Below are 12,672 nucleotides of genomic sequence, written 5' to 3' on the forward strand. Positions count from 1 at the left end.
GTAAGCTGTGATTCGCAGTGTAAAACGTTCGGGCGCGTTGTTATTTGCGCTAATGCTCACCGGTTGTGTGGTGAAACAACAGACGCCAGCGCCGGTAGAACCCACGCAGCCAACTACGCCAACGCAGCCGGTTGAACCGACGCCGCAGCCGGTGCCGCCGCCAGAAACCGTACCGCAGCCACCGAAGCTGAAAACCATTAACTGGGATGCCAGCGTCCAGCCGTTGGTCGGCAAGATGGTGCAATCTTCAGGCGTGAATCCTGGCAGCGTATTGCTGGTGGACCGCATCAAGAACAGCACCAACGGCGCGTTGCAAACCGATAAAGCTACCGATGCGATTCAGAATGCGCTGGCCAACAACGGCAAGTTCACGCTGATCACTCCGGAACAGCTGGCGCAGGCCAAGCAGACGCTGGGCTTATCGCCGGATGACAGCCTCAACTCGCGCAGTAAAGCGATTGGCCTGGCGCGCAACGTTAACGCGCAGTATGTGCTGTACAGCAATGCGCAGGGCGATGTGAAAGCTCCAACGCTGCAAATGCAGCTGATGCTGGTGCAAACCGGTGAAATCATCTGGTCAGGAAACGGTGTTGCTCAACCCTGATCCTCAGCTGCAAAACCTGATTCAGCAACAATGGCCGACGGCGCAAGCTGCCGGTCATTTTTTCGCGCTGCCGGGACTGAGCGGGCAAAGCGTGCGCGTGCAAACGGAACAGGGCGAGTTGCTGGCGCGACGTGCGCCGCCGCAGCCGATCCCGTTTGTCGATCGCCAGCGCGAATATCGCATTCTGCAGCAGCTCAGATATGCAGAGCTCGGGGCGCAGCCGCTGGCGTGGCGCGATCCCTGGCTTCTGCAAAGCTGGTTACCGGGCGAAGTGCTCACCTCCACGCAGTTTAACGCGCAGCGGGAGGCGATTGTGGTGCTGCTGCAGCGCCTGCATCAACAGCCGCTCACCGGCTATCGTTTACGATTAGCGCCGCTGCTGCAGCGCTATTGGCAACTTTGCCAGCAGCGTCACTGGCGCTGGCAGCGTCGTCTGCAACGCTTATTACAGCAGGGCGAACCGCAGCCGCTGCGCCTGGCACCGCTGCATATGGATGTCCACGCCGGTAACCTGATTGCTACGCCTGCCGGTTTGCGCCTGATCGACTGGGAATATGCCGCCGATGGCGACGTGGCGCTGGAGCTGGCGGCGGTCTGTGCGGTTGATGGCGATACGCGTCCAGCGTGGATTGCCGAGTACGCCGCGCGCGCGAAGTTGGATGAGCACGAACTGGCGCGGCAGATGCAGCGCTGGCAGCCGTGGTTGCAACTGCTGATGGCCAGCTGGTATCAGCTGCGCGCTGAGCAGAGCCAGGATGACACCTTACAACAGCTGGCGCAGGCCAGTTGGCACGACCTTTAACGTAGGATTTTAATCATGACCATGAACACGCCTGGACCGCTGATGCTCGACGTCGAAAGCTATGAGCTGGACGCCGAAGAACGCGAGATTCTGCAGCATCCGCTGGTAGGCGGACTGATTCTGTTTGCCCGCAACTTCCACGATGTCGACCAACTGGCAGAGCTGGTGCGCCAGATTCGCGCCGCGTCGCGCCATCGTCTGGTGGTCGCGGTGGATCAGGAAGGCGGGCGCGTGCAGCGTTTCCGCGACGGCTTCACGCAGTTGCCGGCCATGCAATCCTTCGCCGCGCTGCACGATCTCAATAGTGCCGGTGAACTGGCGCAGCAGGCGGGCTGGCAGATGGCGTCGGAAATGATCGCCATGGATATCGACATCAGTTTCGCGCCGGTACTCGACATTGGTCACATCAGCGCGGCGATTGGCGATCGTTCGTTCCATGAAGATCCGGCTATCGCACTGCAAGTCGCGCGTCATTTTATCAACGGCATGCATGAAGCGGGTATGAAAACCACTGGCAAACACTTCCCCGGTCACGGTGCGGTCAGCGCGGATTCGCACAAAGAGACGCCGCACGACAACCGCGATGCCGCCACGCTGCGTCAGCATGACATGGCGATCTTTAAGCAGTTGATCAATGAGCAGCTGCTCGATGCGGTGATGCCAGCGCACGTTATCTATACTGAGGTGGATCCGTTGCCCGCCAGCGGTTCACCCTACTGGCTGCAAACCGTGTTGCGCCAAGAGCTCAGCTTCCACGGCGTGATTTTCTCCGACGATTTGTCGATGGAAGGTGCCGCCGTGATGGGCAGCTACGCCGAACGCGCACAGCAGTCGCTGAATGCCGGTTGCGATATGATCCTGGTGTGCAATCAGCGCGCCGGCGCGGTGAGCGTACTGGATAACTTGACGCCGATCGGGGCAGAGCGCGTGACGCAGTTATACCATCAAGGGCGTTTTACCCGTCAAAGCCTGCTGGCAAGCGAGCGCTGGCGGCAAAATCAGCGTCAGCTCAGCGCATTGCAAGAGCGCTGGCTGGCGCACAAAGCTTCGGGCAGATAAGCCGCGCTGCCCGGATTTATTCCACGCTGAGGAAAATCATGATCATCTATCTGCACGGTTTTGATTCCAACAGTCCGGGCAACCATGAAAAGGTGCTGCAGCTGCAGTTTATTGACCCGGACGTCAGATTAGTCAGCTACAGCACCCGTCATCCCAAACACGACATGCAGTTTCTGCTGAAAGAGTGCGACAAGCTGCTGCAACAGGGCGACGATGCGCATCCGCTGATTTGCGGGGTTGGGCTGGGCGGTTATTGGGCCGAGCGCATTGGCTTCCTGTGTGGCATGCGTCAGGTGATCTTTAATCCCAATCTGTTCCCATTTGAGAACATGGAAGGCAAAATCGATCGCCCGGAAGAGTATCTCGATATTGCTACCAAGTGCGTGAATGATTTCCGCGAGAAGAACCGCGAAAAGTGTCTGGCGATTTTGTCTCGTCAGGATGAAGCGCTGGATAATCAGCGCAGCGCGGCGTATCTGCAGCCGTTCTATGAAATCATCTGGGATGACGCAGCCAGCCACAAATTCAAGAACATCGCGCCACATCTACAACGCATCAAAGCCTTCAAACTCCTCGCCTGACCATTGTTGCGCCGTGTGACGCGGCGCATAAAATGTGTAACATTCTGATAATGCTGCTGAAAGATTGATGTACATCAATTTTCTTATGTGATGTCTTTGACGCCGTGATATTCTGCCCTCAGCTCGCGATTTAACGTCGCCAACCCTATGTTTATTAAGGTTTTTATTAACCATTAATTAACTATTGGTTTACAACTTTGAGGGGGTCTTTGTTGACTACATCTATGGAAAAAATCGTTATCATCGGCGGTGGTGCTGGCGGCTTAGAGCTGGCAACGCAGCTCGGTCACAAGCTGGGACGCAAGAAAAAGGCCGAGATCATTCTGGTCGATCGTAATCACAGCCATCTGTGGAAACCGCTGCTGCATGAAGTGGCAACCGGTTCGATGGACGAAGGGATTGATGCGCTGAGCTATCTGGCGCACGCGCGCAATCACGGCTTCCAGTTCCAGCTGGGATCGCTTACGCAAATCAACCGTGAAAACAAAACCCTTGAGCTGGCTGAAATTCGCGATGCGGAAGGCGCACTGTTAGTGCCGCAGCGTGAGCTGGCCTACGATCGCCTCGTTATTGCGCTTGGCAGCACCTCAAATGACTTCGGCACGCCGGGCGTGAAAGATCACTGCATCTTCCTTGATAACCCGCATCAGGCGCGTCGTTTCCACAACGAAATGCTCAACCTGTTCCTGCGTTTCTCGGCCAGCGAAGGCAGCCTGGAAAAAGTGAATATTGCGATTGTCGGCGGCGGTGCTACCGGCGTGGAACTCTCTGCTGAGTTGTATAACGCGGTGAAACAGCTGCACAGCTACGGCTACAAAGGTCTGGATAGCAGCTCGCTGAACGTCACGCTGGTGGAAGCCGGTGAACGCATTCTGCCTGCGCTGCCACCGCGTATCTCGGCGGCGGCGCATCAGGAGCTGACCAAACTTGGCGTGCGCGTGTTGACGCAAACCATGGTCACCAGCGCCACCGAAAACGGTTTGAATACCAAAGGCGGCGAATTCATCGAGGCCGATCTGATGGTGTGGGCGGCCGGTATCAAAGCGCCAGATTTCCTGAAAGAGATTGGCGGACTGGAAACCAACCGCATCAATCAGCTGGTGGTGAAAGAGACGCTGCAAACCACGCTGGATGACGACATCTACGCCATTGGTGATTGCGCCTCCTGCGCGCTGCCGGGTGGCGGATTTGTGCCGCCGCGCGCGCAGTCAGCGCATCAGATGGCATCGCGCGCGCTGGAGAACATCCTTGCACAGCGTAAAGATAAACCATTGAAAGCCTATGTTTATAAAGATCACGGCTCGCTGGTATCGCTGTCGCGCTTCAGCACCGTGGGCAGTTTGATGGGTAACCTGATGCGCGGCTCGATGATGGTGGAAGGGCGCATTGCGCGTTTTGTCTACATCTCTCTATATCGTATGCACCAGATTGCGCTCCACGGATACTTCAAGACCGGTCTGATGATGCTGGTCGGCAGTCTTAACCGCGTACTGCGTCCGCGCCTCAAGCTGCACTGATGATTTTCGGGCGGTGAATGCCGCCCCACGCCACGTCAGCTGCCGTAACCCGCTGAAAACTTCACGTTCAGCTTAAGGTTACGGCACTATTTCACCTGCTCTCAGAACTCTCCTAAAAGCTGGCCCTGATGGGTTTCCGCTGCGTTTCCTCCATTAATCTGATGTTGCAATTACGGTCCATCTGTAAAACTTATTACCAACAAACACGGCGCGGCGCGCACGCCGGTTATGCCTCGGCTACATCAGGATTTCGTAGCGGCAGGAATGCGCGGTAACAACCTTCAGGAGGACATTCCTGTGAATAAATCAATGTTAGCGGGTATCGGTATCGGCGTAGCAGCAGCGTTAGGCGTTGCCGCAGTCGCCAGCATGGATGTCTTCGATCGCGGCCCGCAGTATGCACAAGTTCTGTCGGCGACGCCGATCAAGGAGAGCATCAAGCAACCGCGACAGGAGTGTCGCAATGTGACGCTGACCCATCGTCGTGCGGTCCAGGATGAGAATCGCATTGCCGGTTCGGTGCTGGGTGCAGTAGCGGGCGGTGTGTTGGGCCATCAGTTTGGTGGTGGTCGCGGACGCGATGTGGCAACGGTAGCGGGCGCGTTGGCCGGTGGTTACGGTGGTAATCAGGTGCAGGGTGCGCTGCAGGATCGCGACACTTACACTACCAACGAGCAACGTTGCAAAACGGTATACGATAAACAGGAAAAAATGCTGGGTTATGACGTGACCTATAAAATAGGCGACCAGCAGGGCAAAATCCGCATGGAAAATGACCCTGGCACCCGCATTCCGCTGGACCGTAATGGTCAGCTAATCCTGAATTCGAATCAGGCCTAATTGGGCAAAGATGCATCACAGCAGCAGTAACAAAAAAGCGCCGCAAGGCGCTTTTTCGTATCACACATCATCTCAGCCATAGGGTCGCCATTTATGGCGACCTTCCGAAACACAACATCAAACCCGATTTTTCGCCAGCTCGCTGACAAAATCCTGCACCCATTCCATACGGATTTTCCGGTCCGCCATGTCGCGGGTGAATTTCAGGCGCGTTGGGCCATCCAGTTTCCACTGCTTAGGATCTTTCTGCAGCAGGCCAATCAGCCAGCCCGGATCAACCTGATTCTGCGGCGCAAACTCAAAGAAACCGCCTTTGTCGCTGGCTTCAATCTTACGAATCCCCAACTGGCGCGCCACTAAACGCAGCCCGGCGATATCCAGCAGATTCCGCGCCGCATCCGGCAGTTTGCCGAAGCGGTCAATCATCTCAACTTTCAGCTCCGCCAAATCCTGCTCATCCGCCGCGCTGGCGACGCGCTTGTAGAGCGACAAGCGGGTATTCACGTCCGGGATAAAATCATCCGGCAGCAGGGCAGGCATGCGCAGTTCGATTTCGGTTTGATTGCTGGTGAGATCTTCCAGCGACGGCTCGCGGCCCGCCTTCAGCGCATCGACCGCATTCTCCAGCAGCTCCATATACAGCGTGAAGCCGATGGTTTCCATCTGGCCGCTCTGATCTTCGCCGAGCAGTTCACCCGCGCCGCGAATCTCCAGATCGTGGGTTGCCAGCGCAAAACCGGCACCAAGATCTTCCAGCGACGCGATAGCTTCCAGACGCTTCTGCGCATCAGTGGTCATCGCTTTTGGATGCGGCGTCAGCAGCCACGCATAGGCCTGATGGTGCGAACGTCCCACGCGGCCACGCAGCTGATGCAGCTGCGCCAGACCAAAGTGGTCGGCGCGTTCAATGATAATGGTGTTGGCGCTGGGAACGTCGATACCGGTTTCGATGATGGTGGTACACACCAGCACGTTAAAGCGCTGATGGTGGAAATCATTCATCACCCGCTCGAGATCGCGTTCGCGCATCTGGCCGTGACCAATGGCAATACGCGCTTCCGGCACCAGATCGGCCAATCGCTGCGCCGCTTTCTCGATGTTTTCGACGTCATTGTAGAGATAGTAAACCTGGCCGCCGCGCAGCACTTCACGCAGGATCGCCTCGCGCACTACCAAGCTGTCGTACTCGCGCACAAAGGTTTTCACCGCCATGCGTCGTGCCGGTGGCGTGGCGATAATCGACAGATCGCGCATGCCGCTCATCGCCATATTCAGGGTACGCGGAATCGGCGTGGCAGTGAGCGTCAGGATATCAACATCGGCACGCATCGCCTTGATGCGCTCTTTGTGACGCACGCCAAAGCGGTGCTCTTCATCGACAATCAGCAGGCCGAGATCGTGCCATTTCAGGTCGTTCGACAGCAGCTTATGCGTGCCAATCAGTATATCGACTTTGCCCTCGCGCGCCTGCTCCAGCACCTGACTCTGCTCTTTGGCGGTGCGGAAGCGCGATAGCATCTCAATGCGCACCGGCCAGTTAGCGAAGCGATCGCGGAAGTTGTCGTAATGCTGCTGCGCCAGCAAGGTGGTCGGCACCAGCACCGCGACCTGTTTGGCGTTCTCAACCGCGAGGAACGCGGCGCGCATCGCCACTTCGGTTTTACCAAAGCCGACGTCACCGCACACCAGACGATCCATCGCCAGCGGCTGACACATGTCGCTCAGCACCGCATTGATCGCTTGGCCTTGATCCGGCGTGGTTTCAAACGGGAAGCCTTCGCAGAACAGCTGATATTGATCGCGATCGTGCTTAAAGGCAAAGCCGGTTTTGGCCGCGCGCTGAGCGTAGATATCCAGCAGCTCGGCCGCTACGTCGCGCACTTTCTCGGCGGCTTTCTGCCGCGCGCGCGACCAGGCATCGCTGCCGAGTTTATGCAGCGGCGCATTCTCATCGGCGCCGCCGGCATAGCGGCTAATCAGATGCAGCGACGAAACCGGCACATACAGCTTGGCGTCGCCCGCATAGGAGAGCATCAAATATTCAGCCACGATGCCGCCGGCTTCCAGCGTGGTCAGGCCGATATAACGCCCAACGCCGTGCTCCAGATGCACTACCGGCTGGCCGGGATGCAGCTCGGCAAGGTTGCGGATCAGCACATCAGGATTGATGGTGCGGCGATTATCCTGGCGACGGCGACTGACGCGCTCGCCAAGCAGATCGCTTTCGCAGATCAACGCCAGCTGGCGTTGCGTGTCGATAAAGCCGCGCTCGCTGGCGCCAATCATCAGGCTATGCGGCTGGTTGGCGGCCTGATCAAAGTGATCGATGGCCTGTGGGCGCAGTTTGATGCGCGTCAGCAGCTCTTGCAGGCTTTCGCGGCGACCTTCACTCTCCACCGAGAAAATGACCTGACCGCTGAATTGTTCAAGGAACTGACGCAGCAGATCGAGTGGCGCTTTGGCCTGCGCCTGCACGGTTAATTCCGGCAGCGGCTGATACCCCAGATTGGTGTTTGCCGCTTTCTCCGGCAGCGTGTCGCTGCTTAGCTGCATGCGCGGCCAGGCTTTCAGTTCGCTCATTAACGTGTCGGGACGCAGCCACAGCGTAACCGGCTCCAGCAACGGACGCATCGGATCGATACGGCGATTCTCAAAGCGCGCGTTGGCGTCTAGCCAGAAGCGCTCGGCGCTTGCCAGCAAATCGCCGCTGTTGAGCAGCAGCGTGTTGGCAGGCAGATAGCTAAACAGCGTTGGCAATTCTTGCTCAAAGAACAGTGGCTGCCAGTATTCGATACCGGCAGGCAACGTGCCTTTGCTCACCTGCTGATAGACGTGCTCCGGCTCGCGTCGTACGTCAAAGGTTTCGCGCCAGCGGCTGCGGAACAGCTCGATGGCGGCTTTATCCGTGGGGAATTCATGCGCCGGCAGCAGGTTAATGGCGTTGACCGCTTCCAGCGTGCGCTGAGTATCGACATCAAACAGGCGCAGGCTGTCGATCTCGTCATCAAAGAAGTCAATGCGATAGGGTTGATCACTGCCCATCGGGAACAAATCGAGCAGCGCACCACGCGTGGCGTATTCGCCGTGCTCCATCACCTGATCGACATGGCGATAACCAGCCTGCTCCAGCTGATCGCGCAGCGCATCGCGCGACAGCTTTTGCCCTTGCTGCATCACCAGCGCATGGCCGTGCAGGAAGCTGTGCGGACAAACGCGCTGCATCAGCGTGTTGACCGGCATAATCAGCATACCGCGCGTTAAGTTGGGCAGCTGATACAGCGTGGAGAGGCGAGCAGAGATAATGTCCTGATGCGGCGAGAAACTGTCGTAGGGCAGCGTTTCCCAGTCAGCGAGGTTAGTGACCGGCAGATCGGTGAACTGGCGTATCTCCTCCTGCAGACGCAAGGCAGATTGCATATCCGGGGTAATCATCAACACCGGACCGCTATGGCGTTCGGTGATGCTGGCACACTCAAGCGCTTGCGCGGCGCCGACGAGCTGGCCGAGCTGGCGATGGTCGCCGGCTTTGACTGGCAGGGTATAACGACTCTGTTCCGACATGGGATCTCGACATTCTCTCCTTGGATTACAGGGCGTCATCATTCCATAATCCGCCCTGAGGATCATCTGTCGTTTCGGAGTTTCTGCCAGGTCTTCATAATGACGACTCTACAAAACCCCCACGAATCACTTACTCGATTGCTGTGTGTAGTGCATACGCGGGCGATCGACATTGGCCCATGACAGCTCTTTCTCCAGATGGTAGCTGTGATTGCCGTCGTCCCACTTCACGTAATAGCCGGTTGGCGCATCTCCCTGTTCAAAAACGTTAACGATCTCGCCTCTGATCTCTCCCGATTTATGCTTCACGATACTGTTCTTAGGGAATTTGAACATGGTGTACTCCTCGTCGCCTACGGTAATTCACCTTTAAGTCTACGCCAGCCGATGACGAATAAACGTACAAATAACATCATTAATTTGTCGCAATTTTATGCATAAGCAGTGGCTGGTACGGTTTTTGACACAACTTTGCCGCAGACTCAGAGGGTTAGAGGTTTCATAAAGGGGACGCCTCCTTTATCATCCCACTACTTATTTTAGGCAACTGCCAAGACGGATCTCATGTATCAACCAGTCGCGTTATTCATCGGTTTGCGCTACATGCGTGGACGTGCCTCAGACCGCTTTGGTCGCTTCGTCTCCTGGCTCTCAACTATCGGCATCACGCTCGGCGTGCTGGCGCTGGTCACCGTGTTATCGGTGATGAACGGCTTCGAGCGCGAGCTGGAAGGCAATATCCTCGGCCTGATGCCGCAGGCGCTGGTCACCAGCGACAAGGGCAGCATCAATCCGAAAGAATTGCCAGCCGAGGATCTCAAGCTGCAAGGCGTTAAGCGCATCGCTCCGCTCACTACCGCCGATGTGGTGCTGCAAAGCGCGCGTAACGTTTCGGTCGGCGTGATGCTCGGCATCAATCCCGACGAACAGGATCCGCTGACGCCATTCCTCGTCAACACTCAACAAAGCGTGCTGCAAGCGGGCCAGTACAACGTCATCCTCGGTGAACAGCTGGCTGCACAGCTGGGCGTGAAGCGCGGCGATCAGCTGCGTTTGATGGTGCCGTCGGTCAGCCAGTTCACGCCAGTGGGGCGCTTGCCGAGCCAGCGTATTTTCACCGTGGCTGGCACGTATGCCGCCAACAGCGAAGTGGATGGCTATCAGATTCTGGTTAATCAGCAAGATGCATCACGCGTGATGCGCTATCCGCTCGGTAACATCACCGGCTGGCGTTTGTGGCTGGATAAACCGTTAAGCGTTGATGCGCTCAGCCAGCAGAAACTGCCGGATGGCCTGGCGTGGAAAGACTGGCGCGAACGCAAAGGCGATCTGTTCCAGGCGGTGCGCATGGAGAAAAACATGATGGGGCTGCTGCTGAGCCTGATCATCGCGGTGGCAGCCTTCAATATCATTACCTCGCTCGGCCTGCTGATCATGGAGAAGCAGGGCGAAGTGGCGATCCTGCAAACGCTGGGTTTGACCCGCCGCCAGATTGTCGCGGTATTTATGGTGCAGGGCGCCAGCGCCGGCATTATTGGCGCGCTGCTGGGCACCGTGCTTGGCGTGCTGCTGGCCAGCCAACTGAATAATTTGATGCCGGTAATTGGCCTGTTCCTCGATGGCGCGGCGCTGCCGGTCGACATCAACGTGTTGCAGGTAATCACCATCGCGCTGGTCTCGATGGCCGTCGCGCTGCTCTCTACTCTTTATCCGTCGTGGCGCGCTGCCGCCGTCCAACCCGCTGAGGCTTTACGTTATGAGTAATACTCCTTTGTTGCAGTGTCGTGACCTGTGCAAACGCTATCAGGAAGGCAGCGTGCAGACCGATGTGCTGCGCAATGTGGCTTTCAGCCTGCAGCCGGGTGAACTGACGGCGATTGTCGGCAGCTCCGGTTCGGGTAAAAGTACCTTGCTGCATCTGCTCGGCGGCCTGGATGCACCTACGTCGGGCGATGTGATTTTTGATGGTAAATCGCTGAATGCGATGTCGTCCGCCGCGAAAGCCGAGCTGCGTAACCGCGAGCTCGGCTTCATCTATCAGTTCCACCACTTGCTACCGGACTTTAGCGCGCTGGAGAACGTAGCGATGCCGCTGCTGATTGGCAAAATCGGCAAAGCGGAAGCGGAATCACGCGCGCGTGAAATGCTGGCGGCGGTAGGGCTGGAAAAACGTGCTGCGCATCGGCCTTCTGAGCTGTCGGGCGGTGAACGTCAGCGTGTGGCGATTGCGCGCGCGCTGGTGAATCGTCCGCGCCTGGTGATGGCGGATGAACCCACCGGTAACCTCGATGCGCGCAACGCCGACGCGATTTTTGAATTGCTTGGCGAGTTGAACGTCAAGCAGGGCACCGCTTTTCTGGTGGTGACGCACGATCTGCAGCTGGCGAAACGCCTGAGCCGGCAGATGGAGATGCGCGACGGTGAGCTGAGCGACCAACTGACGCTGGGAGTGATCTGATGGCTTCGTCATTATCCCTGCTGCTCGGGCTGCGTTTTAGCCGCGGTCGGCGGCGTGGTGGCATGGTCTCGCTGATCTCCATCATCTCCACCATCGGCATCGCGCTGGGCGTGGCGGTGCTGATCATCGGCCTGAGCGCCATGAACGGCTTTGAGCGTGAGCTGAACAACCGCATTCTGGCGGTGGTTCCGCACGGTGAAATCGAGCCGGTGAATCAGCCGTTCCGCAACTGGCAACCGATGATCGCGCCGATTGAGCAGGTTGCTGGCATTGCCGCCGCCGCGCCCTACATCAACTTCACCGGGCTGATTGAGAGCGGCGCGAAGCTGCAAGCGCTGCAGGTGAAAGGCGTCGATCCGCAGCAGGAAGCGCGTCTTAGCGCCTTGCCGAGCTTTGTTGCCGGTGATGCGTGGTCACAGTTCGCGGCGGGCAAACAGCAAATCATTCTGGGTGGCGGCATCGCCAAATCGCTCAACGTGAAACAGGGCGACTGGATCACCATTATGATCCCGAATAATGATGGCGAGAATAAGCTGCTGCAGCCGAAACGCATTCGTCTGCAGGTTAGTGGCGTGCTGCAACTGAGCGGCATGCTCGATCACAGCCTGGCGCTGGTGCCGCTGGCCGATGCGCAGAAGTATCTGGATATGGGCGACAGCGTCAGCGGTATTGCGCTGAAGATGAATGACCCGTTCCAGGCGCAGAAGCTGGTACGAGACGCCGGTGAAGTGACGCACTCTTACGTCTATATCAAGAGCTGGATTGGCACTTACGGCTACATGTACCGTGACATCCAGATGATTCGCGCCATTATGTATTTAGCCATGGTGCTGGTGATTGGCGTGGCTTGCTTCAACATCGTTTCGACGCTGGTGATGGCGGTGAAAGACAAGAGCAGCGACATCGCGGTGCTGCGTACGCTGGGCGCCAAAGATGGTTTGATTCGCGCCATCTTTATTTGGTACGGCTTGCTGGCGGGCCTGCTTGGCAGCGTCAGCGGCGTGGTGGTCGGCGTGCTGGTGGCGCTGAATCTCACGCCAGTGATGCGCGTGTTTGAGCACCTTACCGGGCATCAGCTGCTGGCGGGCGATATCTACTTTATCGATTTCCTGCCGTCCGAACTGCACTGGATTGATGTGATTTCGGTGCTGGGCACCGCGATTGTCCTGAGCCTGATTGCCAGCTGGTATCCGGCCCGACGCGCCAGCCGTATCGATCCGGCCCGCGTGCTCAGCGGTCAGTAAAGATAA

At 57.6% G+C, this 12,672-nt stretch carries 11 protein-coding genes; 9 read left to right on the plus strand and 2 right to left on the minus strand.

Annotated elements, in window-relative coordinates; all coding sequences use genetic code 11:
* Positions 1–7: 7 nt before the first annotated feature.
* The 6 genes from lpoB (at position 8) to NQH49_RS07770 (ending at position 5,403) form a co-directional block, all read left to right on the plus strand.
* A complete protein-coding gene (gene lpoB / locus NQH49_RS07745) occupies positions 8–604 on the plus strand; it encodes a penicillin-binding protein activator LpoB (protein WP_008103041.1) in 597 nt (198 codons plus the stop codon).
* Positions 564–1,406, plus strand: coding sequence for a thiamine kinase (gene thiK, locus NQH49_RS07750; RefSeq protein WP_372340020.1), 843 nt, complete (start codon positions 564–566; stop codon positions 1,404–1,406). The genes lpoB and thiK overlap by 41 nt, the downstream gene beginning before the upstream one ends.
* Before the next feature lie 15 nt (positions 1,407–1,421).
* Positions 1,422–2,465 carry a beta-N-acetylhexosaminidase gene (gene nagZ / locus NQH49_RS07755; RefSeq protein WP_256696209.1) on the plus strand — a complete coding sequence of 348 codons (1,044 nt, stop codon included), beginning with the start codon at positions 1,422–1,424 and terminating at the stop codon, positions 2,463–2,465.
* A 38-nt stretch (positions 2,466–2,503) separates the two neighbouring features.
* Entirely contained in the window at positions 2,504–3,046 is a 543-nt protein-coding gene (gene ycfP, locus NQH49_RS07760) for an alpha/beta hydrolase YcfP (RefSeq protein WP_256696210.1), read from the plus strand.
* Between the two features lie 212 nt (positions 3,047–3,258).
* Positions 3,259–4,563, plus strand: a complete 1,305-nt coding sequence (locus tag NQH49_RS07765) for an NAD(P)/FAD-dependent oxidoreductase (protein ID WP_085982346.1) — start codon at positions 3,259–3,261, stop codon at positions 4,561–4,563.
* A gap of 297 nt (positions 4,564–4,860) precedes the next feature.
* Positions 4,861–5,403: a glycine zipper 2TM domain-containing protein gene (locus NQH49_RS07770; RefSeq protein WP_097097555.1), complete on the plus strand. Its 543-nt coding sequence runs from the start codon at positions 4,861–4,863 to the stop codon at positions 5,401–5,403.
* Between the two features lie 117 nt (positions 5,404–5,520).
* On the opposite strand, the gene mfd is transcribed toward NQH49_RS07770, so the two are convergent.
* Complete coding sequence (gene mfd, locus NQH49_RS07775) at positions 5,521–8,964, minus strand: transcription-repair coupling factor (protein ID WP_256696211.1); 3,444 nt, start codon at positions 8,962–8,964, stop codon at positions 5,521–5,523.
* Between the two features lie 126 nt (positions 8,965–9,090).
* Positions 9,091–9,300, minus strand: coding sequence for a hypothetical protein (locus NQH49_RS07780; RefSeq protein WP_064740896.1), 210 nt, complete (start codon positions 9,298–9,300; stop codon positions 9,091–9,093).
* Between the two features lie 228 nt (positions 9,301–9,528).
* Here NQH49_RS07780 and lolC point away from each other — a divergent pair, with 228 nt between their 5' ends.
* From lolC to lolE, 3 genes are read left to right on the plus strand one after another with little or no spacing between them, the layout of a single operon-like run.
* Positions 9,529–10,728, plus strand: a complete 1,200-nt coding sequence (gene lolC / locus NQH49_RS07785) for a lipoprotein-releasing ABC transporter permease subunit LolC (RefSeq protein WP_256696212.1) — start codon at positions 9,529–9,531, stop codon at positions 10,726–10,728.
* Positions 10,721–11,422 carry a lipoprotein-releasing ABC transporter ATP-binding protein LolD gene (gene lolD / locus NQH49_RS07790; RefSeq protein WP_008103026.1) on the plus strand — a complete coding sequence of 234 codons (702 nt, stop codon included), beginning with the start codon at positions 10,721–10,723 and terminating at the stop codon, positions 11,420–11,422. Before lolC ends, lolD begins: the two co-directional genes overlap by 8 nt.
* A complete protein-coding gene (gene lolE, locus NQH49_RS07795; RefSeq protein WP_008103023.1) occupies positions 11,422–12,666 on the plus strand; it encodes a lipoprotein-releasing ABC transporter permease subunit LolE in 1,245 nt (414 codons plus the stop codon). The genes lolD and lolE overlap by 1 nt, the downstream gene beginning before the upstream one ends.
* Positions 12,667–12,672: the final 6 nt, after the last annotated feature.

Origin of the sequence: Pantoea trifolii (assembly GCF_024506435.1) — a bacterium.
Classification (GTDB): Bacteria; Pseudomonadota; Gammaproteobacteria; order Enterobacterales; family Enterobacteriaceae; genus Pantoea; species Pantoea trifolii.

What these genes read in the sequence shown, in the direction of transcription:
- lolE (WP_008103023.1), top strand. Translation starts at nt 11,422, where the DNA reads ATGGCTTCGTCATTATCCCTGCTGCTCGGGCTGCGTTTTAGCCGCGGT.
- lolD (WP_008103026.1), top strand. Translation starts at nt 10,721, where the DNA reads ATGAGTAATACTCCTTTGTTGCAGTGTCGTGACCTGTGCAAACGCTAT.
- lolC (WP_256696212.1), top strand. Translation starts at nt 9,529, where the DNA reads ATGTATCAACCAGTCGCGTTATTCATCGGTTTGCGCTACATGCGTGGA.
- nagZ (WP_256696209.1), top strand. Translation starts at nt 1,422, where the DNA reads ATGACCATGAACACGCCTGGACCGCTGATGCTCGACGTCGAAAGCTAT.
- mfd (WP_256696211.1), bottom strand. Translation starts at nt 8,964, where the DNA reads ATGTCGGAACAGAGTCGTTATACCCTGCCAGTCAAAGCCGGCGACCAT.
- NQH49_RS07780 (WP_064740896.1), bottom strand. Translation starts at nt 9,300, where the DNA reads ATGTTCAAATTCCCTAAGAACAGTATCGTGAAGCATAAATCGGGAGAG.
- ycfP (WP_256696210.1), top strand. Translation starts at nt 2,504, where the DNA reads ATGATCATCTATCTGCACGGTTTTGATTCCAACAGTCCGGGCAACCAT.